Genomic DNA, 25,695 nt, shown 5'->3' on the forward strand with positions numbered 1-25,695 from the left:
GATCAGCTGCGGATCTGCACCGGCATCACCAGATAGGTGAAGCTCGGATCATCCACCGGCACCAGCACGGCTGGGGTGGTGGGTGCATTGCAGCGCAGCTCCACCCGATCGGCGGCCATCGCCTTGAGCCCATCGAGCACGTAGCGCACATTGAAGGCGATGGCGATCGGCTCGCCCCGAACCACGGCGGCCAGGTCTTCGGAGCCGGAGCCGACATCCTGGGCATCGGCGCTGATGTGTAGCTGGCCGGTGGCCGGATCGCTGCTGATCTTCACGACGTTGTTGTGCTGATCGGCCAGCACGGCCACCCGCTCCAGGGCGGTGATGAAGCCACGGCGGTCCAGTTCCAGGCTGCGGCTGAAGCTGGTGGGAATCAGCTGGCGATAGTTCGGATAGGTGCCGTCGAGGCTGCGGCTGGTCAGCACCTGATCGGCCCAGAGAAACACCACCTGGCCCCGGTCGCAGTAGAGGCTCACCGCCTCCTGGGACTGGCGGCCGGAGAGCAGGCGCTCCAGTTCGCGCAGGGAGCGGGCCGGAACGGTGACGGCGAAGGTGTCGGTCGCGGCTTCACCGTCCAGCTCGGCCTCGTGATCGATGGCGGCCCCTGCGCTGGGTTGGGCGGCGTTCTCCAGGCGCAGCACCGAAAGGCGGTGGCCATCGGTGGCGGCGCACTCCAGGCCCCGGTGTTCAAGGCCGAGATGGACGCCAGTGAGCAGTTGCTTGGCCTCATCGCCGCTGCTGGCGAACAGGGTGGCCCGCAACCCCCGCACCAAGGCATCCACGTTCAGACGAATCGGTGCTCCGGTCTGAAGCAGAGGTAGATCGGGGAAATCCTCGGCCGACAGGCCCCGCATCTGGTAGGTGCCGGAGCGGCTGGTGAGCTCCACCTGGTCCTGGCCTTCCTCGCAGCTGAGCGTGATCGGGCTGTCAGCCGAGAGGCGCGAAACGATTTCGACGAACAGCTTTGAGGGCAGCGTGATCGCGCCGCTGGTCTCCACTGAGGCGGCCAGGCTGGTCTGAATCCCGAGGCTGAGATCGAAGCCGGTGAGGCTGAGACGGCCGGTGCCGGCATCGGCCGTGAGCAGCACGTTGGCAAGCACGGGGTGGGTCGGCCGGGCGGAAACCGCGCGGCTGACCAGCTGAAGGCTGGCGCTCAGTTCGCTCTGGGAACAGACCAGCTTCATGGCGGCGACATCGGGAAGAGGAACACCCGGCGAGGGCCCCACCACGGTTCCACAACCCCTGCCGATCCGCAACGGCAGGGAACCGAAGCCCCCCAACCGATCACCACCACAATCCCCCGCTTTCCCTGCTGGGATTAAAGATTCAGAAAAGAAGAAAAAGTCAGTAGTCGTAGGGGGTGTGGAAACGGGGGAATTTGCTTGAACAGGCTGGCGGCCAGCGGATTCAACGAATTGGCATTGGGGACAAGGGAAAGCTCACAACCCTGAATCACACCTTTCCCACAGATTCCCCTGTTTGTGGAAAACAGCAATCAGGGCGGCGGGGTGGACTTTGGCCCGTCTTTCCCCGTGGAGGGCAGGCTTTTCCTCAGCCTCGAAAGAGACAGTTCACCCATTGGATCGACGCCAGGATCCCTCTGGAACCCTGCTCGCTCAACAGCGGATCGACTCGAAGCCTTGCCTGGTTCGGTTGATCAGGATCGGGCTCAGAAGCCCATCACGTCCGCCACCACGTCCACTTCAGGCGCCAGACCGGCGTGGAAGGCCCCGTCGCTGTTGTCGATTGCGGTTCCGGGATCCTTCAGGCCGTTCCCGGTGAGCACGCACACCACGGTGGCGCCCCAGGGCACGTCGCTGGCCTGTTGCAACAAGCCAGCCACCGAAGCCGCGCTGGCGGGCTCGCAGAACACCCCTTCCTCGCGGCCCAGCAGCTTGTAGGCCTCCAGGATCTCCTGATCGGTCACGGCATGAAAGCTGCCGCCACTCTCCTGGCGCACCTTGAGTGCCTTGTCCCGGTTGGCCGGGTTGCCGATCCGGATCGCCGTGGCGATTGTGTCGGGTTGCTCGACGGTGTGACCGAGCACGAGCGGCGCCGAGCCGCTGGCCTGAAAGCCCATCATCCGGGGCAGCCGCCGGCTGTGGCCGGCCGCCTGGTACTCCTGGAAACCCATCCAGTAGGCGCTGATGTTGCCGGCATTTCCCATCGGAATGCACAGCCAGTCGGGGGCTTCACCGAGGGCATCCACCACTTCGAAAGCGGCGGTTTTCTGGCCTTGGAGGCGGAAGGGATTGAGCGAGTTCACCAGGGTGACGGGATAGCGATCGGCCACCTCCCGCACGATCGCCAGGGCCCGGTCGAAGTTGCCCTTCACCGCCAGCACCTCAGCGCCGTACACGAGGGCCTGGGCCAGCTTCCCCTGGGCGACGTAGCCATCCGGAATCAACACGAAGGCCCGCATCCCGCCCCGGCGGGCGTAGGCGGCAGCAGCGGCGGAGGTGTTGCCCGTGCTGGCGCAGATCACCGCCTCGGCCCCGGCCTCCTTCGCCTTGCTGACCGCCATGGTCATGCCCCGGTCCTTGAAGCTGCCGGTGGGGTTGAGGCCGTCGTACTTGAGAAACACCCGCACATCACGCCCGATTCTCTGCGCGATCGACGGAGCCGGAATCAGCGGCGTCGCCCCCTCCCGCAGGGTGATCACCGGCGTCTGATCGGTCACCGGCAGCCAGCGGCGATAGGCTTCGATCAGACCGGGCCAGTTCTGCATCGTTGGCTTCGCGCCCAGACGTCTGAGAGCGGAAAGCACGGGCACGATCGCAGCAGATGGGGCTGGTTCGAATCTACGCGTCCGCCCTGAGCCACTGGCCGCAAGGCGATCGTTCGAGATCGGGCCTCAGGGTGCCTTCGGTGCCGGCTTGGCTTCCGGTTCGCCGCGCAGTCCGTCGAGGGGGGATTCGGAGAAGAACCACACCAGATCGGAGATCGAACTGGCCTTGCTGGCCAGGCTGATCAGGGCGGGGATGCTGATCGCCATCTGATTGACCGGATAGGCCTCCAGAAAGCCGAGTGGTGTGAGCGTTCCGTTGCCCTGATTCAGTCCCAAGATCACCGCGGAGCGCAGGGCGGGAACCCCGGTCTGGGGGGCGCTCAGGGGCGCGATGATGCCGGCCAGCCGCTCCAGCAGCGCCGAGCCGATCCGGGTGTTGAGCAACCGGCTGGTGAGCACCAGGGGAAGGGTCACCTTCTGGTTCAGCAATTTCGAAACCTCGGCCGGATTCTGGCGGCTCAGGCTCAGCAGGTTTCCCAGCAAGCCGCGCGCTTCGCCGGTCTGGGCAAGGTGCGCCAGGTCTGCCACCGGAATCGAGCGGCGAAAGGCGCCGCTCACCAACACGATCTGCTCGGCGGCCTGCAGGCCAGGCGCGGCCATGCTGAGGGAGAGTCCCAGCAGGGCTCCCCAGAGTTTCGAGCTTCTGGGCAAGGATCGCTCCGGATCTACGCCGAACTCTAGAAGCTATCGAGCTGAAGCCAAACCAGCCCTGGCGCCGATGTCCGGGGCCACCAGCACATCCCGCAACAGCCGCACCACGCTGCGCTCGGCAAGTCCCTGGGCCAGCTGGAGTCCCATACGCCGCAGGTCGGGTTCCGCCAGTAGCCGCGGCAGGCGGTTCAGCAGCAGCTGGGGTTCGAACCCAGGCAAGGACCGCAGGATCTCCAGCAAGGGCTCGATCGGTGCCAGGCCCAGCAGCGAATCCTCTGGGCTCGCCGCGCGAGCACCCCGAAGCCCAGGCGGCTGAAGCCGCTTCGGCAGTCGGCGGCCCAGGTTCTGAAACGCTTGCCAGCCCACCGCATCGACCCGGTCCACCAGGGCGTCCACCAGTTGCTGGCGCAGCATCCCCCCCCGGGGTGAGAACAGAAAATCGAGCACCTGATCGAGCAGCCCTTCCACGTCAAGCTGGTCCTGGAGGGAGGCGCTGCTGATCAGGTTCTCCAGGCGCTGCCAGCGGAAGTCGTCGCCTTCGAAGAGCATCTCCCGCAGGCTGCGGCGCAGGGCCGGATCGGGATCCTCCATCAGGCGGCGGGCGAAGTAGGGATAGGCGGCACCAAGAATCTTGAACTCCGGGTCCACGCTCAGGGCGATGCCCTCCAGGGTCACCAGGGAGCGAATGATCAGGGCGTAGTAAGGAGGAACCTGGAACGGGAAGCGATACATCACCCCCGAGAGGTCGTCGGTGACGGCCTTGAAATCCATCCGGCTCACCCCCATCTCCAGGGCCTGGCCGAACACCGCCTCGAAGGCCGGCACGATCGGCTGCAGGTCCACCTGTTCCCCCAGGAACCCCAGGGTGACGAAATCGGTGGAGAGGGCGTCGAAGTCGCGATTGACCAGGTGAACAACCGCCTGGATCAGCCCGGTGCGGGATTCGCGGCTCACCTGGCTCATCATGCCGAAATCGAGGAAGGCCAGCCGACCGTCCGCCATCGCCAGCAGATTGCCGGGGTGGGGATCGGCGTGGAAGAAGCCGTGCTCCAGCAGTTGCTCCAGGCTGCAGTTCACCCCCACCCGCACCATGTCATCGGGGTCGATGCCCAGGGCTTCCACCGCCTTGAGGTTGGTGAGCTTGACCCCATCGATCCACTCCATCGTCAGCACCCTCCGGCTGGTGGCCTGGTGGTAGATGGCCGGTACGGCGATGCGGGGGTTGTGGCGGTGCAGGCGGGCGAACGTCTCGGCGTTGGTGGCTTCGTTGAGGTAGTCCATCTCCTCGAACACCCGCTGGCCGAGCTCATCGATCAGGGCGACCAGGTCGCTGCGAATCAACCGGACATTGCGGTTCAGCCAGGCGGCGATGTTCCGCACGATGTAGAGATCGAGGGTGATCTGCTCCCGCAGGCCCGGTCGCTGAACCTTGACCGCCACTGCCTGACCGCCTTTGAGCCGGCCCCGGTGCACCTGGCCCAGCGAAGCGGCCGAGATCGGCTCCCGGTCGAGTTCGGCATAGATCTCCTCCACCGGAGCACCGAGGTCCTCTTCGATGCAGGCCATGGCCAGGGCGCTGTCGAAGCCCGGCAGTTGATCCTGCAGTTCCGCCAGGGCCTCCAGCAGCACCGGCGGCACGATGTCGGGCCGCGAGGAGAGGGCCTGACCCGCCTTGATGAAGGCGGGCCCCAGGCTGGCCAGCAGATCCGCGCATTCCGTGGCGCGAGCCTGGGCCCGCTCCGGGTTGGCCAGCAGGCCACTGAAGCGGTCGAAGCCCACCCCCAGCAGAAACAGCCCGATTGGCACGAGCGTCTGCCATAGCCTCCTCACCAGCCGCTGCGGATGGCCGGCGTAGATGCGGCTGATCGCTTCCGGGTCGTAGCGAAGCAGGCCCGCCGCTTCGATGAAATCGCTGAGCTCGGGCGGGGCGCCCCCGCTGTCGGAGCGAACCATCGTGGGGAGGAGCACTTCACCTCTTCTAAACGAATCCAGCCACCGCTACGGTCGGGCCACTGACCGGAGACCGTGGTGCTCACGGGCCTGCGCCTCGAGAACATCGCCCTGATCGACGGCCTGGAGCTCAGCTTCGACCGGGGTTTCACGGTGCTGACCGGCGAAACCGGCGCCGGTAAATCCCTGTTGCTCGATGCCCTCGATGCCCTGCTCGGCGGCGCCCAGGGCAGCCAGGGAGCGCGGCTGTTGCGCCAGGGCTGTGAGCGGGGCCTGATCGAGGCCTGTTTCGAGATCTCGGCGCCGGTGCGGGCCTGGCTGGCGGAGCAGCATCTCGACGGCGACGAACCGGAGCTGCTGCTCAGCCGCGAGTGGCGGCAGATGGCCGATCGGCTCCAGAGCCGCAGCCGGCTGAACGGGGTGGCGGTGAACCGGGCCCAGCTGCTGGAACTCCGCCCCCTGTTGCTGGAGATCACCGTGCAGGGCCAGACCCAGCAGCTGGCCCGGCCCGGGCAGCAGCGCCGCTGGCTGGACCGTTTTGGCGGCGAGGAGTTGCTGGCCCTACTGGAGCCGGCCCGCGCCGCTCAGCGGCGCTGGAAACAGGCCGTCGCCGCCCTGGAGCAGGCCCACAGTGATCGCCAACGGCTGGAGCAGGAGCGCCGGGTTCAGCAGCAGCTCCTTGATGAACTGGAGGCGGCCCGGCTGGAGGAACCGGGCGAGCGGGCCGCCCTGGAGGCCGACCAGGATCGTTTGGTCCACGGGGTGCGGCTCCAGGAGGGGGTGATGGCCCTGATCGGTCGGTTGCAGGAGGGGGCCGAGGGGGCGCCGTCGGTGTTGGATCACCTGGCCGCCTGTGAGCAGGAACTGCAGGCGATGGCCGCCCTGGATGCGGACCTGCAGCCCAGGCTGCGGGCCCTGGTGGAGACCCTGAGCCAGGTGCAGGATCTGGCCCGGGATCTGGACCGCTACAGCGCCGGCCTGGAGAGCGAGCCGGAGACCCTGGCCATCCTGCAGGATCGGATTGCCCAATTGCGCAGCCTGGAGCGGCGCCATGGGCTGGATCTGGCGGAGCTGATCGCCGAGCGAGATCGCCTCAGGAAGTGGCTCGGGCCTGGTGGTGGTGAGGCCTCCCTGGCCCAGTTGGAAGGGGCGGAGCGGCAGGCCCGCCAGGAGCGCGATCGCCTTCATGGCCAGCTCAGCGAGCTGCGGCGCCAGGCCGCCGCCCGGCTGCAGGAGCAGTTGATGACGGCCCTGCGGCCCATGGGCCTGGCGGCGGTGCGCTTCGTCGTGGGGGTGGAGCCCGCCACCGCCGGTGAAGAGGGATCCGATGCGGTGCGGTTCCTGTTCTCCGCCAACCCAGGCCAGCCCCTGGCGCCCCTGGCGGAGGTGGCCTCAGGAGGGGAGATGAGCCGCTTTCTGTTGGCCTTCAAAACCTGCCTTGCGGCCACCGATCCCCACGTCAGCCTGCTGTTCGATGAGATCGACGCCGGTGTCAGCGGCCGGGTGAGCGGCGCCATGGCCGATCTGCTGCATCGCCTGGCCGGCCAGCGCCAGGTGTTCTGCGTCACCCACCAGCCCCTGGTGGCCGCGGCGGCCGATCATCACTTCCGGGTGAGCAAGCAGGTGGAGGAGGGCCAGACCCTGACGCGGGTGTCCCACCTGCGGGACACCAAGGAGCGGCAGCGGGAGCTGGCCGAGCTGGCCGGTGGCGATTCGGGCGAGACCCGCAGCTACGTGGCCAGTCTGTTGGAGAAGCGGGCGGCCTGAAGCAGCGCCCAGTTCGTAGCGCCCCAGAAGGGCTGAACGTTGAATTCAGTGGCAAAGTGGGGTGATGACGCCCGCAACGCAACCCACAACCCAGCGCGACGACCCTTCCAGCGCCAGCTCCACGGCTGCGCCGGATCGATCTGAAGGCTAGGTGGATGGGGCGGAGGTGAGAGCTAGCTTGATTGAGCAGGTGGAGGTGCTGCTGCGCGAGTCGGGCAACGACGAACCCTTCGATGCCGCCGCCTGGGTCGACCGCTGGCTGCGGCGCCCCAACCATGCCCTTGGCGGCGCCAGTCCTGAGCATTACCTGAACAGCCGCGATGGCGAGACCGTGCTCTCCAGCTTGATCGGCGCCATGGCGGCAGGCTCCTACATGTGATCCCCTGGGGTTGAGCGATGCGACCACCATCTGGCGCAGGATGAGGGAACCAAGGGGAGGGAAGTTATGAACCCAACCACTCCTGTTCCAGGTTGATGAGTGCTCGGAACTCAGGATCTTGATGCACCAAGCTTGCATCGTTTTCCAGTGCGGCCGCGGCGATCCAGGCATCCGCCACGGACAGGGCGTTCAACGCGTTGATCTCGGCGGCTGTTTCCAGCAGTGGGCCTGAGGCCTCCACCCATTGCATGGGGAGGCTGAGGAGCTGTTCATCGGCGAGCCTGGCTTTCGCCTCGCCCTCATCCTTCCAGACGCGGTAGAGAACTTCCATCCGCGTCATGAAGCAGATCAAGCAAATTCCTTGTCCTGTGGCGGCCAGCCGCAGAACTTCTGCGACCCGCAAGGCACCGGCTTCGTTGTCCCTAAGGGCAAGCAGGGCCGAGGTGTCCAGCAGCCAGCGGTGGCCCATTCAGTGTTCCCTGGCCCGATCGAGGCCCCGATTAGTGAGCAACCGCGCGAGGCTGCCGCCCTTCCCCGACCCCCGGAAGGCATCGATGGGGTCGTTCTTCACTGGCACCACCCGGATCGAGCCATCCCCTTCCACGAACCACTCCAGCCGGCAAGCCGGCCCGAGGTCGTAGCGTTGGCGAATCGCGGCGGGAATCACCCCTGGTTTGCGCCATACCATCGGGGCCAGCGGCGCCATCGGCCGAAACGGCTGACCATGGGCAACCCTTCGGTGTTCCTCTCCTATTCCCACGACTCGCAGGCCCACAAGGACTGGGTGCGCAAGTTGGCGGAGGATCTGCGCAGCCAGGGCGTGGACGCCACGCTGGATCAATGGGATCTGAGAGCCGGCGCCGATCTGGTGGCCTTCATGGAGGCGGGGATCCGCGGGGCCGACCGGGTGTTGATGGTGTGCACCGGCACCTACGTGCGCAAGGCGGAGCAACGCAAGGGGGGCGCGGGTTACGAGGGCATGATCGTGACCAGCCACGTGGCCCGCTCCACCGACACGGTGAAGTTCATCCCCCTGGTCCGCGACAACCCGGCCGACCCCCTGGTGCCGGACTTTTTGGGCCCCCGCCTCTGGCTCGACTTCCGCGACGACGAGCTCTACGCCGAGCGACTTGAGGATCTGCTGCGGGAGCTGCATGAGCTGCCCCGCTACCGCAAGCCGCCACTGGGGCGGCCTGCGTTCCTGCAGGACCTGGCCAAAGCCGAGGCTCAGCCAGCCGTGGAGCCGCCGGTGTTGACTCCCGCGCGATTCAACGCCACCCAGGGCCTTCTGCTGCGTCAGGGCGACCAGTGGCAGCTTGAGAGGCGCCATCTGTTTTTGGATGGCTACTTGGAGGAACTTGCGCTTGGCGTGTCCCTTTCCATGGTGAAGATCCCGGCGGGCACGTTCCTGATGGGCTCTCCCCAGGATGAGCCGGAGAGGTTGGACCGAGAGGGCCCTCAGCACAAAGTGACGCTGGGCTCTTTCTTAATGGCGCAGACGCCGATCACCCAGGCCCAATGGCGGGCGGTGGCTAGCTGGCAGAAGGTGGAGCGCTACCTGAAGCCCGATCCCTCCAGCTTGAAAGGGCCGAATCGTCCGGTGGAGCGGGTGAACTGGTTTGAAGCGATGGAGTTCTGCCATCGGCTGAGCCTGCGCACTGGCAAGCTCTACGGCCTACCCAGCGAGGCCCAGTGGGAGTATTCCTGCCGCGCCGGCAGCACCAGGCCGTTTCATTTCGGAGACACGCTCACGCCGGAGCTGGCCAACTATGACTGCAATTACACCTATGGAAAAGGTCCTAAGGGCACCTACCGAGAGCAGACCACCGAGGTGGCCAGCTTCCCGGCCAATGCCTGGGGCCTCCACGATCTGCACGGCAATGTGTGGGAGTGGTGCGAAGACCACTGGCACAACTATTACCATGGTGCTCCAGACGATGGGAGTGCCTGGCTGGATCCGTCTGCCAGAGAAGGTTCTAGAAGGCTGCTGCGCGGCGGCTCCTGGAGCGCCCTCCCCAGGAAGTGCCGCTCGGCCTACCGCAACCACCTCGGGCCCGGCGACGCCTCCCTCAACGTCGGTTTCCGTGTGGTCTGCCTCCCCCAGGGGCCTTCCCTCAACAATTAAACCCTTAATCCCTCAACACTCGGCTGTTGCTTAACCCTGGCTGTTGTGGGTGGCGCCGTAGGCGCCTTCGATTGTTTGCCCCTTGGCCTGCCTTCCCTGAACGACCTCACCCCGGCCCAGTTCGCTGAGGTGTGTGCCGCCAACCCGGCGGCAGGTCCAGCATGCGCAACACGCGTCTGTTGATGCGTCTCCAGCTTTGGGCTGATCGTCAGGGCGGCTGGGTGCTGTTCGACAGCTCATGCAGCTTCCGTCTCCCCGATGGCTCGGTGCTCAGCACTTAGCGCCTGGAGCCGGCAACGATCTTGGCGATGGTCAGCCCACGCTGGATCAACCCGGCACCAGTTGGATGGGGCACCTCGGGCCAAACGCGTTTGCCAGCCTGCGATCCGCTGTCAGCAGGTGGCACGAGAGGGTCTCCGCCAGGGCCACGTAGGTGGCGTCGTAGGCGGTGAGATTCCCCCTCAGCTGCCAGACGCGGCCCAGCAGGTCCGCGCTGCCGTGGAGGCGGATGCCGAGAGTGGCCAGCACGATGATCATCCGCTCGGCTTGGGGAGGGTCCAGCTGGCCGCCCAGGCTCAGGCGCCGCAGTACCGACACCACCTCAACATCCACCAGATGGGGTGCATGGATGGGGAGTGAGGAAAGGCTCCGCCGTGCAGGCCCATCATTCAGCAGGGCGGCCACCACCGCTGAGGCATCGGCCACGATCACCGTTCGTCCCGTTCCGAGCCCAGGGCGGCCACGATGGAGTCGGTCGGCACCGCCAGATCCGGCAGGGCGGCCAGTTGGGAGGCGGCGTTCGCCCTGCGGGAGGCTTCGCTGAGTTCACGCACAGCAAAGGCACTGAGCGGCAGGCCCGCTTGGGTGGCGAGCCGTTCGAGGCGCTCGGCGACCTCGTCAGGGACGTTGCGAAGGTAGAGCGTCCGCATGGGGCTTTCGGGCTGCTTGCTGTCTGCTAGCAGCCTACCGCTGGCAGCGGCTGGCCTTTGCTGGCGCCTTACTCTCGCCACCAGACTCGTTCCGCACCGGAACGGCCCGCGCCTGGCTGCATGCGATGACCCCACCCCCGGAACGCGATCAGCTGTTCATCAGCTACAGCCATGCCGATCGGGATTGGGTGGACAGGCTGCAGAAGATGATCACGCCCCTGGTGCGCAGCGAGGCCCTGCGGCTGTGGGATGACTCCCGGATACCACCGGGGGCGAAGTGGAAGGCAGAAATCGAGAAGGCCCTCGCTAGCGCCAAGGTGGCCCTGCTGCTGGTGAGCGACGACTTTCTGGCCTCGGAATTCGTGACCAACAAGGAGCTGCCGCCGCTGCTGCGGGCTGCCGAGGAGGAAGGCCTATGCATCCTCTGGGTATGTCTTACCCCCTGCTTCTACGAAGCCACCCCCATCCACGAGTACCAGGCGGTGCTGCCTCCCGGAGAGCTCCTCGATGCGATGAGCCCGGTGCAGCAGAAGGGGGCGCTCAAGACCATTGCCGGGGCTATCCGCGATGCTCTTCGCTCTGAGGTTGCCCCGGCCCAGGTTCCACCAGCCCAGGCTCAACCAGCCCAGGTTCAAACACGGCCCGTTCCTGCGCCTTTGCCATCTTCCCCAGCCGCCCCAGCGGCAATGGATTCCTCGCGGCTGCAGCGCTTCCCCACCAGCACCTGCCTGTTGCGCCAGGAAGGCGGCCGCTGGAGCATGGAGCGGCGATCGCTGCAGGTGGAGGGCTACCAGCAGGACCTGGGGGAGGGCGTGGCCCTCACCATGGTGACGATCCCGGCCGGCAGCTTTCTGATGGGCTCTCCTGAGGACGAGCCAGAGCGATCAGACGATGAAGGCCCCCAGCACAAAGTGACGCTGGGTGCTTTCTTCATGGCTCAAACACCGATCACCCAGGCCCAGTGGCGGGCGGTGGCGGCTTGGCAGAAGGTGAGGCGCGACCTGAAGCCCGATCCCTCGACGTTCAAGGGAGCGAACCGTCCGGTGGAGCAGGTGAGCTGGCTTGATGCGCTGGAGTTCTGCCGCCGCCTGAACCAGCGCACGGGCCAGCTTTACGGGCTGCCGAGCGAGGCCCAGTGGGAATACGCCTGCCGCGCTGGCAGCACCACACCGTTTCATTTCGGGGCCACGCAGACGCCGGAGCTGGCCAATTACAACGGCAATCACGTTTATGGAAACGGCCCCAAGGGCACCTACCGCGAGCAGACCATCGATGTGGCCAGCTTCCCGGCCAATGGCTGGGGCCTGCATGACATGCACGGCAATGTGTTGGAGTGGTGCGAAGACCATTGGTATGACAGTTACAACTTCGCTCCTGGCGATGATCAACCCTGGTTTATTCCTGGTGCCGCTGCTGATGAACCAAGGCTGCTGCGCGGCGGCTCCTGGATCAGCGACCCCGGGAGGTGCCGCTCGGCCTACCGCAACCGCGTCGTGCCCGGCGGCGCCGACGACGACGTCGGTTTCCGTGTGGTCTGCCTCCCCCAGGACCCTTCCCTGAACCCTTAATCCATCAATCCCTCAACACTCGGCTGTTTTTAACCCTGGCTGTCGGGCGTTGGTTGTTGGCAGTTGGCTGTTCCGGGACGGCGCCGCAGGCGCCGGCGATTTGGAGCAAGGTCTTAGCCGGCGGGGCCATCCCTCTGTCCATGGTGGTGATGATGAGGTTAAGCTTCTCGATCAGCCCGTCATCTCAAGATCAGGTGGCTGGATTCACGAAGGCATGGTCGGCCAGGGAGCCATTGGAGCTGATCGAGATCGATTAGGGGCCGGAGGCCCCCGAAGTGTCGCTCTGGCGGGCCCCGGGCTCCCGCGCCGTGCCGAGCATGTGGCCGGCGAAGATGTCACGGTTCACCTTCAGGTTGGTCACCTGGAAATAGGAGCCGTGGGCACAGCCGATCTCGTAGCCCCCCCAGAACTGGCGGGCACAGGTGGTGGGATCGAGTTCGAGGTACTCCCGGGTCACAGGGAAGCGGCCCCCCAGAGGCCCGCCCACCGGATCCCCCTTGGCATCGAGGTTGACCCAGGCGTCCACCAGTGCCGGATAGGGGCCTCGACGGCCGTTGGCGGGACGGTTCTCCGGCCGCAGGCGGCCCTGCACCGGTGCGATCGAGAGCGCACTGCCTGCGCTGAACCAGTTGGCCACCCGACCGGAGGGATGCTGCCGCTCCAGCTCCCGAAGGCCCTCGTAGGCCACCACCGTGCCCCAGCTGTGGGAGATCACGTCGATGCGGGTCCCGGCAGTGAGCAGGGGACCCACCACCCGGGTGAAGCGATCAAGGATCCGACGGCGCATGCCGTCATCGAGCATGTAGACGAGGAAATCGTCGATGGACAGGGAACTGCCGCGGGCGACGGGCAGCTGATCGAGGCGACCGCTGCGGGAGGCTTCATGGATGCGGCGGTCGTCGATCACATCAAGGATCGACTGCCGCAGGGCGTTCACCTCCTCGGCGGGCAGGCTGCGCTGGAGGCTGCGGCTGCGGTTCACGAGGTCGCTCCAGAGCACCTCCTGCCTTCCCCTTCCCAGATCGCTGGGATCGAAGGTGACCCCCACATGGGGGGAAAGGGCCTGCCACCAGTCGTTTGAATAGCCGGCGCGGTGGTTCCCGATGCCATGCACGGTCACCAGCACCCGGCCGCTCGCCCGCAGGCCCCGCTCCGGCAGGGAGACGCCCTGCAGCGTCACCATCGTGTCCAGGTACTTCATGTGGGCCTGGTAGACCATCTGCTGGGCGGTGAGGGCCTCCGCACCCGCATGCAGTTCGGCTGCCAGATCCCCGCAGGGGCCTTGCCCCGATGGCGCCTCATCTGGACCGTTGTCGATCTCGCCGGCCTGCCCGAAGATCGGCGCGGCCAACTCCCGGCCCTCGTGCTGGGGAACCTGTTCGAACTGCCCCTGCAGCTGCTGCGCCGCGGCCTCGATCGCTTCCCGGCTGCCGAGGTGGTCATTGCCCCGCAGCACTTTGCAGAAGTGATAGGTGAAGGCGCCGTGGAACTCACCGTCGATCGGGGCATCGGCGGCCGTCTGGGTTTCCATGCAGGCCATCAGGCTGGTCTGGGGAACCTCGGCGAGCTGCGTGGGGCGCGTGGTTCCCACCTCGCCCCGCCACGCCCTGGCGGGGGCCTGGGGCGGCACCAGGAAGCGGGCGTTGCTGATGCTGCTCTCGGGGGGCGGGTCGCTGGAGCGGCGGCCCTGCAGTTCCGCAGGGTGGGCCAGCACGACGCGCTCCTGCCCGTCTTCGCTGCGCACACCGATGAAGCGGGCGCTGCCGCCGGAATGGCAGGTGTCCTTGAGGATGATCAACTGAACGGCGGGGTCGACCCGCTGGGCCAGCTCATACCATTCGTCGTCGCTGAGATAGGTGGAGGGATCGTTGAAATCCATGTCCTGCAGACAGGTGATCTCATCGCGCATATCCTGCTCTTCGCCACTTTCATCCGGCACATAGGATCCGTGCCCGGAGAAATGAAAGACCAGCAAGTCTCCAGCCCTGGCCCCGCGCGTCAACCAGTCCCATTGCCTGAGCACCTCCGCCTTCACGACCTGCTCATCTACAAGCAGCTGGATTTCCTCTGGCGGAAAACCGAAGCTGTTGACCAGAAGATCGCGGAGATTATGAACATCATTCACGCAGCCCTTGAGGGGTGCTGATAGGTAGCTGTTGATGCCACAGAGAACGGCTTTGCGTGTCATGGGAGGTATGGAGTTGATTGGGAGGAAAATCTGACGTCATCCAACTGATGAATGCGAAATCACCAGCCGCAGCTTCTACTATTCATCGTAGAGAGGATCTGGGCTGGCAGGCCTCGACCATTGCGGTTTCTTCGCACACCCTGTCGGCTCCCCAGCCCTGGCGGCCACGGCCCGGCTATCCCTGGGGTGCAGCAGGTGCTTTGAAGGCTTGGAGGGCGGCCTTCAGATTCTCCTGGAACAGTTCCAAATCCTGATAGATTTTTAACTGACGACGCAGGGAATCGGCATTGAATGCTGGCATGGCGGCACACCTCATGTAATTCAGGGCAACCTTTTTTGGGTTGTTGGAAGTGAGGAGCATCAGATCTGCTCGGGAAAGGGTGGCCCATTCGTCATCCGGATAATTACGGATCGATGATTCAATGGCCAGCTCTGTCGCCGCCACCAACTTGGCGAGAAAGTCAGCGCGTTTCTCCAGCTCCATTTCTGCGATTCGCTCATCATCGTGATTCAGGGCCCACTCATTGGGATGCAACTTGGCCAGCTCAATCTGAACCGATTGCATGGCGACAGCATTAAGGCCTGAATAATAATGACTTCGATGTTTTTCAAAACCCTGCAGATAAGCTTGAAGGCTCTTCTCAAGGAATGGAGACAACAGTGCTCTGCGTTGTAGTTCGGCTGGGTCGGATTCAACTTCCACTGCGTTGTGCCACCGTGTTTTCCAGTTGCTGGCGATCAAAGAATGGGTCTCGGCAAGTTCCCAGTCCGTGAGACTGCTGGATTGAAGTGCTCGTTCCGCGGCCTGATCCGAAACTGTTAGCTTCTTCAGCTTCTGGTAGATCGTGGCCAGCTTTTGATTGGCCTCGACATCCAACATGTCGAACTCACGAATGCGCTCCCAGGTTTTGGCAGAGATTTCGTGATCACCCATTTTGAACTGGGCTTCGCCAATCATGCGTAAACCTTCTTTTTCCCATGGTTGGCCTGCTACAGCCTCACAGAGCTTCAGCAGATCTGCGCGCATGGGGGCCGCTTGCTCAACCTGTTCGCGGAACTTGAGCGGCACCACGACCACCTTGCCGGCATCGAAGCTTGTGAGGCCCGGGAGCAACTGGAAGACGGGGCTGTCTGGTTTCTCGTTGTTCAGGGTGGCCTTGATGGTTTGCACCAGTGCTTCAACGGCCTGGGACGGGTGGTCTGGATCATAGGGAAGATACCTGTCAACTTTCAGATCAAATACATGCGGGTCGCCACGCTTATCGGATTTGATCATCACTGTGTACTGGCTCTTGAGAGCATGGCGAATGCCAAGCTCGTAAAATGCATTGGCATTGTGGATGGAGATATCCGCAATCACGAGGTCTGCAACAAGTAGCTCCCGGAACATATCGCTGCGAATATCTCCTTGCTGAATGAATTCACCGGTGGTGCCTCCTGTCATCCCTAGCTGGGAGAGTGCCGCACTGATCAGTTCCGTATCAATCAAATCAAAATCGATCGGATTCTCTCCGAGGGAATTCGCTTTCACGCCGAATGGCCGAACGATAAAGGCCCTTCCGCTGGAGTCTGTCATGGCTCTGGATTTCTTCTGAGGAGGTTTGCGCTAGAGCTGGTCTCACGATAGATGAGCTGTCACGATCATTGGATCGTGACGATTTCCGAATCTTCTTCCCCACCCGTGCCATAGCTGGTAACAGCGGCGGAGGCACCAGCACCCCCCTGGTCGGCTGCAGGTCCCAGCGTCTGCTGGGCAAGAAGACCCAGACGTTCGGCGATCAGCTTGGCCCGGCCGGCCAGGCGGGGGTTGAGGTGGCCCTGCGCTTCGAAGAGCACCTGGAGGATGCGCAGATGCTGCACCACCGAATCCAGCTCCCTTGGGGTTCCGGGCACATGGGCCAGGGCATCGGCATAGGTCTTCTGCACTTCGGTGAAGCTGGTTTCGCCTGCTCGCCCCTTGCTGCCAAGGGAACGATCGACCAGGCGCTCGGTCATCAGCGCGTCGGCCGGCATCACCGCGTTCCAGAAATCCGGGTTTGCACGCCAGGCCGCACGGGCCTGCTGCACACACCCACGCGCCAGCTCGACAGAGGCCGGCTTCGCCTCGATGCCGAAATCCCTCACCGCTTCCAGAGCGAGGCGGTTCAGCCTCTGATACGGCTGCTCTCCGGCCTTGGCGTACCAGTCGATGGCCCGCTCCAGGGCCTGGTGACTATCCCCACCTTCCTTATCGTGATCCTTACGCAGGTTCCCCGCCAGAACGGCGGCCAGCCGCTTGTAGGCACTTCCCAGCAGTGCGGCCCGTTCGGGATTGTTGCCCGCTGGCGACTCTGTTCCCTTGTTCTGTTCAGGACGATCCAGGGTGGTCGATGCCAGCTGTACGAGTCCATCCAGGCGTCCCAGGGCGGTGGTGATCAGTAACGCGTCTGCTGTGGCATGGCCGGTGCGGGCTTCGAGGTTGGCAAGCTGTTCGATGGCACGGATCGGAACGCCCCCGTTGCCGTCCTCTTCGCGGATGGCGGAAAGGTACTGCTCCCGGGCCTTGTCGAAGTAGGCGTCACCGAGTTCTGCGTAGACCTCACCCAGGGTGAAACGCACCGCCGGCAGGCTCTTCCATGCATCGGGACAGGACTGCAGCGCCAACTCGACGGCACCCGCCAGTTCACGGCTCCGCTGGGACGACGGTGGATCCCCGTCCGCCGCTTTCGTGGCCAGTTCCCTGAGCCGCTGAATCAGCTCCTCGTGGGTCACGGGTTTCCAGCCGTCCACCGTTTCGGAGTCGGCGCGGTCGCGCAGGGGATCGATCACGAAGCTGGGATCCCCGTAAGCCTGGTAGGCGCCCCAGGTGTTGAGGCTGGGGAACTCCTCGTGGGTGCGTGAGCGGGCCGCGAACACGGCATCGCCGAAGGGGCGGTTGCGGAGGATCTGGCCATAGAACTCCTCGGCGAACACCCTGGCGGCGCCATCGTCCACGGCCCAGCCTGCCGCCACCACGGCTCGCACCCCCATCTCGATCAGTTCGCGGGAGATGCTGTAGGCCAGCCGGTTGAAGGCCACCGGCCGGGCATCCGCCTTGGCCAGGTGGCAGCAGTTGAGGAAGACCAGGTCGGGAACCGTTTCCATGGCCCCGATCTCGGCGGCGGTGATCAGCAGCCCATCGGAGAGCACCACCCCGCTGCGGGAGCCGCCGTCGCGGGTCTTCTCGTCGTATACCCCGTGGGCGGCGATGTGAACGATCCGATAGAGGGATCGGTAGAGCTTGTTGATGATGTCCACGGCCTTTTCACCACCGATGGCCTCCTCGCACTCGTAGCCGTACTGCCGCAGCACGGTCACCACCGTCTGCGCTTCGTTGGTAGCACCTTCGAGGCCATCGAGGGCTTCGGGAGCCTTCCGGGTGGGGCCATCGGCGAAGACCTTGTTGAACCCCTCGGTGGAGGGGTTGCCGATCACATAGGCGCGTTTTTCGAGGGTCTGGCGCACCTGGGTGCGATAGCGGGGCGACTGCAACTGCCGCACCATTCTCGTCGAGAGGGCCAGGGGCTTGTCGTCGGACAGCAGCAGCTCCCAGGGAAGGTTGGCGGTGTAGCCGTCGAGCACCAGCACCATGCGGTCCATCTGCCGGGCCTGGTTCTTGAAGTCATGGGGCACCAGCAGCTGGAACAGGGTTCTGGAGAGATCCTCCACGTAGGTGGACTCCCGGATCGAGGACTCCACCAAGGACTCCACCAGTCCTGGCTGCCGCTGATGCAGGGTGGTTTCCGAGCGTGCCCGTTGTCCGAGGTAGGCGAACCGGAGTCGTTGGGCGATGGCCCGGCGTGGCTTGGCTGCCGTTGTTGCAGATTCCTCGCGCTGGTCCGCATCGGTCACTTCGAGGCGGGGCCAGTAGGCCACACCCTGGCTGGCATCGAGTCGCTGGCTGAAACCTTTGCCCTGGCGGAGCTCCCGGTCGGCTTCCACGCGCGTGCCGTAGCGGGCGCCATCGCGGTTGATCTGCTCGGCCACCCGCACCAGGGCCCTCGCAGCCGTGGCGGCGATGTCGAGGTAGAGCTCCACGATCTCCAACTGGGTGATCCGCACCGGAACGTCCGGCCGCGCTTCGGAGAACTGATGGTTGGCCGCCAGCACCCCACGCACGAGGGCGGCCACCGAATCCTCCACACTGATGTTGGTGGTGGAGTTGTAGCCGAGCAGCAGGGCGGAAAGCGGCGCTTCGATGGCCTCGGGGGCATCGCCAGATTGCCGATCCACCATCTGGAGCAGGTAGCGGAGGGTGCCCACCCGCACGGCTTCCGTGAGGGTGACCGCGCTGAGTTCGCCATAGGAGCCGAGCCCGATCACCACCGCTCCGCGGGTTCTGCCCTTTCGCCGTTCCTCGGCGTTGCTGGTGAGGAGAACAACAGTGGCCGTGCCCTGCGCTCCGGCGTAGAGGCCGAGGCGATGGCGCATCGAGAGTTCACGGTCGACGATCTCGCGGTCGATCAGGGCCTCGGGCCCGGAGATGGCATCCTGCAGGTAGTGACCCACCATCACCGGTTGGGTGACGAAGCGCAGATCCATGGCCTTGCAGCACACCTGCAGGCAGGGGGCCGGCCTGGCCTGGAGCGGCTGGCGCTTCCGCCCGCCGAGCAGGCTGAGGGCCACTTCCTCCTCGGTGGGATAGGGAATGGGGCCGGCGTCATAGACCACCGGTGCCATGGCGGAGCGCAGCGTGGCCATGGTGTTCACCGCCCTCAGCCTGGCCGGCTCGGTGCTGCCCGTGGCGAGCAGATCGAGGATCGCGGGGAAGTGCGCCGCACTGTTACAGAGGGCGGCATGCTCCTCGGGCATGGCATAGAAACTGCCGATGCCGGGGATGGGGCCGGAGGCCCAGGTCACCGCGCCATCGCCCGCCGGAGTCCCGAGCATTTTCAAGCGATCGTTCTGCTCCAGGAGGCCGCAGGGGGTCATGCTGGCCTGGCCGTAGACGTAGATCACCTTCTGCTTGTGCTGTTCGGGCAGCTCGGGGCTCTCCTGATCCCACAACCAGCGGGCCTGGGCGAGAACGTCCTTGCTGGGAGTGGCGGCCGTGCCGTCTCCGGTCCAGCGGTCCCGGTTGCGCTGCTTCAGCTCCTCCCACACCCCCTCCTGGAAGTAGTCGTCACGCTGCTGGACATCTCCGGCTTCCTTGAAGCCGGGCTTGGGCAGAAGCTGAAGCATGCCGGGGAAGCCGGCCACGATGGTGAGGATCTGCTGCATCGAGTGCGTGCTGTCGAGGCGCGCCAACTTGCGGATCAGGTCTGACTTACCCAGCAGGGTCTCCACCATCTGGTGCGATCCCTGGTTCGGCGTGCCGAGCATCACGAAGCGGGCGCCACTGCGGCCCATCAGCTCGTTCCAGAGTGGTTCATGTGTTTTCACCAGGGCGCGCACCAACAGCCCCCCCATGCCGTGGGCCAGGAGGCGCACCGGTTGGCCGGAAGCCGCCGTTTCCTGCAGCAGAGCCTTCAGGCAGGTCGCCAGTTCGACGGCCGTTTCCTGCAGAGGTCGGCGCCAGTCGTAGGCGAAGCGCACGACTCGATGGCTGCCGATCAGCGACTTGCAGAGTTCGCCGTAGAACAGGGCAAACAGTTTCTCCGCCTTGATGGACCGATTGGCTGCGTCGCCGTAGGCGATCTTCTCCAGCCCGCCGAGGGCCAGGGTGCCGGGATCGAACCAGAGGCGATCGCGGGCTGCCTCGTTCCAGAGGTGGGAGGCCATGCAGTCGGGCAACACCACGACCACCGGCAGGGTCCGCTCGGTGGTCGCATCGATCCCTGTGGAGCTTCGCAGAGACCGCTCGTCGGCACGATCGGTGTCGAGGCTGCCCTCATCGATCAGGCCGGAGAGGGGATGGAACCCGGCGATGCTGGTGGGGCTCGTTTCGGTGAGCCAGCGACGCAGGGCACCACGGGAGGAGGCATTGGCGAAGTAGTTGAAGTGGCTGACCCGGGGGCCCTGCTCGAAGAGCTGATGGGCGTGGCCGGGTCGGGCGATGCCCGCCCCCATCGAATCGGTGTCCACGACGAGGTCGTTGTTCACCCCTTCGAAGAAGACGAAGTCGGTGAACAGCACCCCCAGGCGCTTGAGCAGGTGCCCGCCTTCGATGTCGCCGGCGATCACGGCGAGCTGAAGCCCCGGGGCGGGCGTTGCCCTGGCCAGGAAACGCCCCAGCGGTGCTTCCGGCAGCATGGCCTCGATGCCGGGAACCAGCCGCGGATCGGTGCGATGCCGGGCGATCTCCAGCACCACCCGCTTCACGCAGGAATAGATCGGGTTGCCCGCCAGGTAGGGCACAGTGCCCAGCAGGGTGAGCAGGGCGGAAAGGAAGGCATCAAAGTTGCCGCTGACCAGCAGGGTGCCGCGGGCGGGCGCCGCCACCCGCACGTAGCGCTCGATCCGGAAGCCGTGCTCCCGCCCCAGCACGGTGCGCAGGTCCCGCAGCCGTTCGCGTTGCTCGGCGTAAGCCCGCTCGCCCTCCCGCTCGAGGCTCTCGCGGCGGCCGGGATCGTCAGCAGCGAAGGGCGCTGAACCAGGGCGGAACGCTTCGATGAGGTCGTCATCCACATGCCGCAGGCAGAGGAGATCGCCCACCAGCCCGCCCCGGGAGTGGGTGACCAGATGGATCCGGGCCCCGGCCGGGAGGATCCGGGCCAGGGCCAGGGCGTTGTCGATGGGGCTTTCGGAGAAGGTGTGGTGCTCGAAGGTGTAGATGCGTTCCCCATAGGTCGCCCGGAGCGCGCGCCAATCCTCCTCACTCGTCTCCTGCAGATCCCCGAACGAACCGGCGCCGTTGGATCCGGTGCCATGGATGAACACGAGCAGCGGGCCTTGCAGGGCCTCCTGGGCCAGCTTCGGATCCGCCTCGCCGAAGACTTCCGAGGGATCCCGGGAGCGGCCGGACCAGCGGTAGAGCCCGGGGCTGACGCGCAGCCGCTGCTCGATCGTCCACATCAGGGCCTTGGTGCCGAGCCAGGAAACGCCGAGCTCGGCCACCTCGCCCAGCTTTTCCTTCGCCTTCTCCCCCAACCGTTGCTTCGCCCACGCGAGTGCCTTGGCCCTGGCCTCCTCGATGATGGCGTCGCTGCCGAGATCGAGGCTGAACAACCGGGTGATCAGCTGGCCGGCGCTGCTGCCGCGGGAAGCAGCGCCGGCCAGGCCCCGATCCTCCAGATCCTGCAGGGACCCGTCCCCGATCTGCTGCAGGGTGGCTGCCAGGTTGCCGGCTGAGGTGATCACTGTGATGCCCTCCACCATCTCCAGCACCACCACCTGATTGGGCGGCAGGTCGAGCGGGTTCAGATCGGTGCCACCGATGTCGCGGGATGGGCCCGAGAGATCGAAGCCTCTCTCGACCTTCAGGAATCCGGTGGGGAGGAAAGGATCCTCGCCACGGAGCTCGGTCCCCCGCGTGGCAGGTGCCAGCAGGCGGGGCAGGGGGGGATCCTGGAGGCGGGTGCCAGGAACGCTGAGGCTGACGGCGTTGCGTTTGGGTTCCGGCACGGGGTTCCGGCAGCCTCAGGCGAGAACGTTGAGCTTCAGCGCACGCCTGGCTCCCATCACCTGGGGCACCTGGGGGTAGTTGGCCGAAGGCAGGTAGCGACGGATGGCGGCGTGCCAGTCGGCATAGGTGGCGGCGGCGGGAAGAGTCTTGAGGGTTTTCAGGGCGTAGTAGGTGAAGGCGCCATTGGAGCGATTGTTGAATCTGGCGTCGTAGCTGAACTTGTTGGGGCCTTCCTCGCAACCGGCCATCAGCAGATCGCCGCCGGGGGTGATCACACCGGCCCAGGGGGAGGTGGTGGTGCTGATGGGGAGGGTGGTGAGGGGGCGGCCACTGGCAGCCCGGGGGAGCTGATCCTCGGGAACCCAGGCCCCCATCGGCAGGAAGCGCACCCTGGGAGCATCCGCATCGGGATCGGAAGGAGCATTGCGCAGCACGGTGCCTGAATGGCAGCTGTCGGAGATCAGGATCACCCGCACGCCGGTTTTGCGTTGCTGGAAGAGCTGGTGGAGCTCGTCATCGATCAGCGCGTTGCCCTGAAAGATGTCGTAGGGACAGAGGGCCTCATCGAGGCCATCCGATTCGTCGCCGCTCTTGTCGGGGGCATAGGTGCCGTGCCCCGAAAAGGTGATGGCAACGGTGTCGCCGTTCTGGGCGCTGCTCACCAGGCCGGTGATGGCGCTCACCATGGCTGCCTTGGTGGCCTGGGCATCGAGCAGGAGCTTGGTGCTGAAGCCCCTCCCCTGCAGGACGGCAGCCCAGTCGTTGGCATCGTTGACGCAGCCCTTGAGATCGCTCTGGGTTCCCGGATAGTCGTTGATGCCGATGCAGAGGGCGTTTTTTGCCATGACTCTTCTCGTGAAGTGTGAGGATTCCTTCGCCAGGGAGATACTAGACGGGCCGGCTCTGGATCTCCAGGGACCAACTTTCTCCAGGCAGATCGAAAGGCGAGATCTGCTTCATCTGTCTCCATCTCTTGAAACATGATGGAAAAATCGAAGCGACTTCACGCCAACTGCAGCGAGAGCAACAGCAGTTCTCTCCCCTGCCCTAACTCCCGACTGATCGTGCCGCAGGTCGGACATTCGCAGCAGCCATCCGCCGCCGTGAAGATTGCCTTGCATTCTGCACAGAAACACTCTGCCGGCACCGGCTCGAAGGGGAACAGGCGGGTATCGGGGTCCACCCCGGCCAGGCTGCCGACGCGCAGGGTGGCCACGATGGCGTCGGCAGGCACCGCCAGGTCCGGCAGTCGTGCCTGGGTGGCAAAACGCTTGAGCCGCTCCGGTTGCTTGCTTTCTGGTGGAAGCTCACCGCTGGAGGCAGCTTTCCTCCTTGCCTGGTGCCCTACCCTCGCCACGTGAATACAGCCGCACCGGAACGGCCCCCGCCTGGCGGCATGCGATGAGCTCACCCCCCGAACGCGATCAGCTGTTCATCAGCTATAGCCATGTCGATCGGGGGTGGGTGGAGCGGTTGCAGACGATGATTCGGCCGCTGGTGCGCAGCCTTGGCCTTCGTCTTTGGGACGACTCCCAGATCCAACCAGGTGACAAGTGGAGGGAAGAGATCGAAACGGCGCTTGCTGCGGCGAAGGTGGCGCTGCTGCTGGTGAGCTCTGATTTTCTGGCCTCCGAGTTTGTGACCAACTCGGAATTGCCGCAGCTGCTGACGGCGGCAGAGGAGGAAGGTCTGCGCATCCTCTGGGTGCCCCTGCGGCCCAGCCTTGTCAGGGTTACATTGATCAATGCGTATCAGGCTCTACTGGATCCGAGCCGGCCCCTGGCGCGGATGGATCCTGTGGAACAGGAGGAGGCGCTGGTGGAGATCGCCCTGGCTATCCAGGAGGCGCTCGCACCCCGCCAGGATTCGCCACCTGCAGCAGCGAAAACACAGGGCGACAGTGCCGGAAGACCTCGGCAGGCTGCTGCCCCCAGGAGCGGGTCATCGGTTCTTCCCGGCGCTGATCGGCAGGCCGTTGCAGCGGCCCGCTCAGGGGCGGCCCAGCCCGAGATGGCCCAGCCAGAGGCGTCCGAGCCATCTGCCGCCCCCCTTCCCCTGCAGCGCTTCTCCACCACCACCTGCCTGTTGCGCCAGGAAGGCGGCCGCTGGCGCACGGAGCGCCGGCCTCTTTCTGTGGAGGGCTACCAGGAGCAACTGGGCGAAGGCGTTGCCCTCTCGATGGTGAAGATCCCGGCCGGCACGTTCCTGATGGGCTCCCCCGAGAAAGAGCCAGATCGTTTTGCCGATGAAGGCCCTCAGCATGAGGTGACTCTGGGAGCCTTCTTCCTGGGGCAAACACCTATCACCCAGGCCCTGTGGCGGGCAGTGGCGGGTTGGCAGCAGGTGGAGCGCGACCTGAAACCTGATCCCTCCCACTTCAAGGGAGCGAACAGGCCGGTGGAGCAGGTGGGGTGGTTTGATGCGATCGAGTTCTGCCGCCGCCTGAGCCAGAGCACGGGCAAGCGCTATGGCCTGCCGAGCGAGGCCCAGTGGGAATTCGCCTGCCGCGCCGGCAGCACCACCCCCTTTCACTTCGGGGAAACCATCACGCCGGAGCTGGCCAACTACGACGGCAATTTCACCTACGGCGATGGCCCAAAGGGCACCTACCGGGAGGAGACCACGGCTGTGGCCAGCTTCCCGGCCAATGCCTGGGGCCTCCATGACCTGCACGGCAATGTGTGGGAGTGGTGCGAAGACCACTGGCATGGCAGCTACGACTTCGCCCCTGGGGATGATCAACCCTGGCTGATTCCAGCCGCCGGCGCTGAAGAACATCGGCTGCTGCGCGGCGGCTCCTGGTTCATCTTCCCCGGGAGGTGCCGCTCGGCCTGCCGCATCCACGGCGGGCCCGGCGACGCCAGCTACGGCGTCGGTTTCCGTGTGGTCTGCCTCCCCCAGGGCCCTTCCCTCAACCCTTAAACCCTCAATCCCTCAACACTCGGCTGTTGCTTAACCCTGGCTGTTGGCTGTTGCGGCTGGCGCCGCAGGCGCCGGCGATTGTTTGCCTCTTGCCCTGCTTACCCTGAACCCCCTTACCCTGGGTCCGCTCCTGCCGCAGGGCTCCTATGCGCACCCTCACCAAGGCCCCGTTCGCCGAGGTGTGTGCGGCCAACCCGGAGGCGGCGCCATGACCACGCTCAGCCAGCAACCAGCTCGGCCCGCATCAGCAGAGCCCAACCTGCGGCCGAGGGGATTTCCAACAACCCTGGACTGGAGCCCCGCCAGCCAACAGGAATCATTGGAGAAGCTCTATGGGTTCGTGGTGGGCGAATGTGCGGCCTCCATCGACTGGTACTACCGCAAAAAGGGGAGCAAAAGTCTGTTGGGGTTTCTGCTTCGCCTCGGGGCCATTCTCGCCGTGGGTGTGGCAGGGTTGATTCCGCTGATCGGCGAACTGTTCAAGCGCAGCAATGGCAATCCCGGTATCTCCCCCGCCTGGGCCACAGTGGCGTTGGCCTTGGCGGGGTTGCTGATTGCCATTGATCGTTTTGGCGGCTACACGAGTGGTTGGATTCGCTACATCCGCACCGCTCAGACGCTGACCAGCATGCAAGGCGAGTTTCTACTGGATTGGGAAGAACATCGCCGCACCAGCCTTGGAGCGTCTTCTGGTTCTGATCACACCAAGGAAGGCATCGGTCTGTGCAGAACGTTCTTGCGCGCGGTCTATGGGCAGGTGCGGCTTGAGACCGATCTCTGGGCGAAAGACTTTCAGCAGGCCCTGCAGACGGTGAACCGGCATGCCGAGTCGCAATCCCGCGGTGACAACGGTGGGGAGTGATGTGTCAAGCCTGACGTTGAGGCTTCTGCGCTGGAGCGGCCGCA

General features: G+C 65.2%; 19 protein-coding genes. 6 read left to right on the forward strand and 13 right to left on the reverse strand.

Annotated features, from left to right (window positions below):
• Window positions 1-2: 2 nt before the first annotated feature.
• The 4 genes from dnaN to KBY66_RS07485 form a co-directional block, all read right to left on the reverse strand.
• Window positions 3-1,184, reverse strand: a complete 1,182-nt coding sequence (dnaN, locus tag KBY66_RS07470) for a DNA polymerase III subunit beta (protein ID WP_255088700.1) — start codon at window positions 1,182-1,184, stop codon at window positions 3-5.
• A gap of 485 nt (window positions 1,185-1,669) precedes the next feature.
• The gene (gene thrC / locus KBY66_RS07475; RefSeq protein WP_255088701.1) at window positions 1,670-2,728 is read right to left on the reverse strand and encodes a threonine synthase; all 1,059 of its coding nucleotides are present in this window, start codon (window positions 2,726-2,728) and stop codon (window positions 1,670-1,672) included.
• Window positions 2,729-2,854: 126 nt separating this feature from the next.
• Entirely contained in the window at window positions 2,855-3,439 is a 585-nt protein-coding gene (locus KBY66_RS07480) for an alpha/beta hydrolase (protein WP_255088668.1), read from the reverse strand.
• A gap of 33 nt (window positions 3,440-3,472) precedes the next feature.
• A complete protein-coding gene (locus KBY66_RS07485) occupies window positions 3,473-5,392 on the reverse strand; it encodes an ABC1 kinase family protein (RefSeq protein ID WP_255088669.1) in 1,920 nt (639 codons plus the stop codon).
• 75 nt (window positions 5,393-5,467) lie between these two features.
• On the opposite strand from KBY66_RS07485, the gene recN reads away from it, so the two are divergent.
• Both recN and KBY66_RS07495 read left to right on the forward strand, forming a co-directional pair.
• Window positions 5,468-7,156 carry a DNA repair protein RecN gene (gene recN / locus KBY66_RS07490; RefSeq protein ID WP_255088702.1) on the forward strand — a complete coding sequence of 563 codons (1,689 nt, stop codon included), beginning with the start codon at window positions 5,468-5,470 and terminating at the stop codon, window positions 7,154-7,156.
• Between the two features lie 166 nt (window positions 7,157-7,322).
• Complete coding sequence (locus KBY66_RS07495) at window positions 7,323-7,535, forward strand: MbcA/ParS/Xre antitoxin family protein (RefSeq protein ID WP_255088671.1); 213 nt, start codon at window positions 7,323-7,325, stop codon at window positions 7,533-7,535.
• A gap of 64 nt (window positions 7,536-7,599) precedes the next feature.
• On the opposite strand, the gene KBY66_RS07500 is transcribed toward KBY66_RS07495, so the two are convergent.
• Together KBY66_RS07500 and KBY66_RS07505 are read right to left on the reverse strand one after the other, a co-directional pair.
• Entirely contained in the window at window positions 7,600-8,004 is a 405-nt protein-coding gene (locus tag KBY66_RS07500) for a PIN domain-containing protein (RefSeq protein ID WP_255088672.1), read from the reverse strand.
• Complete coding sequence (locus KBY66_RS07505; RefSeq protein WP_255088673.1) at window positions 8,005-8,241, reverse strand: AbrB/MazE/SpoVT family DNA-binding domain-containing protein; 237 nt, start codon at window positions 8,239-8,241, stop codon at window positions 8,005-8,007. It abuts the gene before it with no gap.
• A gap of 18 nt (window positions 8,242-8,259) precedes the next feature.
• On the opposite strand from KBY66_RS07505, the gene KBY66_RS07510 reads away from it, so the two are divergent.
• Entirely contained in the window at window positions 8,260-9,660 is a 1,401-nt protein-coding gene (locus KBY66_RS07510; protein WP_255088675.1) for an SUMF1/EgtB/PvdO family nonheme iron enzyme, read from the forward strand.
• Between the two features lie 327 nt (window positions 9,661-9,987).
• On the opposite strand, the gene KBY66_RS07515 is transcribed toward KBY66_RS07510, so the two are convergent.
• Together KBY66_RS07515 and KBY66_RS07520 are read right to left on the reverse strand one after the other, a co-directional pair.
• Complete coding sequence (locus KBY66_RS07515; RefSeq protein WP_255088676.1) at window positions 9,988-10,365, reverse strand: type II toxin-antitoxin system VapC family toxin; 378 nt, start codon at window positions 10,363-10,365, stop codon at window positions 9,988-9,990.
• Window positions 10,366-10,367: 2 nt separating this feature from the next.
• Entirely contained in the window at window positions 10,368-10,589 is a 222-nt protein-coding gene (locus tag KBY66_RS07520; protein ID WP_255088677.1) for a hypothetical protein, read from the reverse strand.
• Window positions 10,590-10,714: 125 nt separating this feature from the next.
• Here KBY66_RS07520 and KBY66_RS07525 point away from each other — a divergent pair, with 125 nt between their 5' ends.
• Complete coding sequence (locus tag KBY66_RS07525) at window positions 10,715-12,157, forward strand: SUMF1/EgtB/PvdO family nonheme iron enzyme (RefSeq protein ID WP_255088678.1); 1,443 nt, start codon at window positions 10,715-10,717, stop codon at window positions 12,155-12,157.
• Between the two features lie 253 nt (window positions 12,158-12,410).
• On the opposite strand, the gene KBY66_RS07530 is transcribed toward KBY66_RS07525, so the two are convergent.
• The 5 genes from KBY66_RS07530 to KBY66_RS07550 all read right to left on the reverse strand — a co-directional run bounded on the left by KBY66_RS07530 (window position 12,411) and on the right by KBY66_RS07550 (window position 23,224).
• Window positions 12,411-14,345, reverse strand: coding sequence for a caspase domain-containing protein (locus KBY66_RS07530; protein ID WP_255088679.1), 1,935 nt, complete (start codon window positions 14,343-14,345; stop codon window positions 12,411-12,413).
• A gap of 175 nt (window positions 14,346-14,520) precedes the next feature.
• A complete protein-coding gene (locus tag KBY66_RS07535; RefSeq protein ID WP_255088680.1) occupies window positions 14,521-15,921 on the reverse strand; it encodes a tetratricopeptide repeat-containing protein in 1,401 nt (466 codons plus the stop codon).
• 65 nt (window positions 15,922-15,986) lie between these two features.
• Window positions 15,987-21,866: a CHAT domain-containing protein gene (locus tag KBY66_RS07540; protein ID WP_255088681.1), complete on the reverse strand. Its 5,880-nt coding sequence runs from the start codon at window positions 21,864-21,866 to the stop codon at window positions 15,987-15,989.
• Between the two features lie 15 nt (window positions 21,867-21,881).
• A complete protein-coding gene (locus KBY66_RS07545) occupies window positions 21,882-22,712 on the reverse strand; it encodes a caspase domain-containing protein (protein ID WP_255088682.1) in 831 nt (276 codons plus the stop codon).
• 158 nt (window positions 22,713-22,870) lie between these two features.
• Entirely contained in the window at window positions 22,871-23,224 is a 354-nt protein-coding gene (locus tag KBY66_RS07550) for a hydrogenase maturation nickel metallochaperone HypA (protein WP_255088683.1), read from the reverse strand.
• Window positions 23,225-23,268: 44 nt separating this feature from the next.
• On the opposite strand from KBY66_RS07550, the gene KBY66_RS07555 reads away from it, so the two are divergent.
• Together KBY66_RS07555 and KBY66_RS07560 are read left to right on the forward strand one after the other, a co-directional pair.
• Entirely contained in the window at window positions 23,269-24,789 is a 1,521-nt protein-coding gene (locus KBY66_RS07555; RefSeq protein ID WP_255088684.1) for an SUMF1/EgtB/PvdO family nonheme iron enzyme, read from the forward strand.
• A gap of 208 nt (window positions 24,790-24,997) precedes the next feature.
• Entirely contained in the window at window positions 24,998-25,651 is a 654-nt protein-coding gene (locus KBY66_RS07560; RefSeq protein ID WP_255088685.1) for an SLATT domain-containing protein, read from the forward strand.
• Window positions 25,652-25,695: the final 44 nt, after the last annotated feature.

The organism is Synechococcus sp. Tobar12-5m-g (assembly GCF_024345415.1).
Lineage (GTDB): Bacteria > Cyanobacteriota > Cyanobacteriia > PCC-6307 > Cyanobiaceae > Regnicoccus.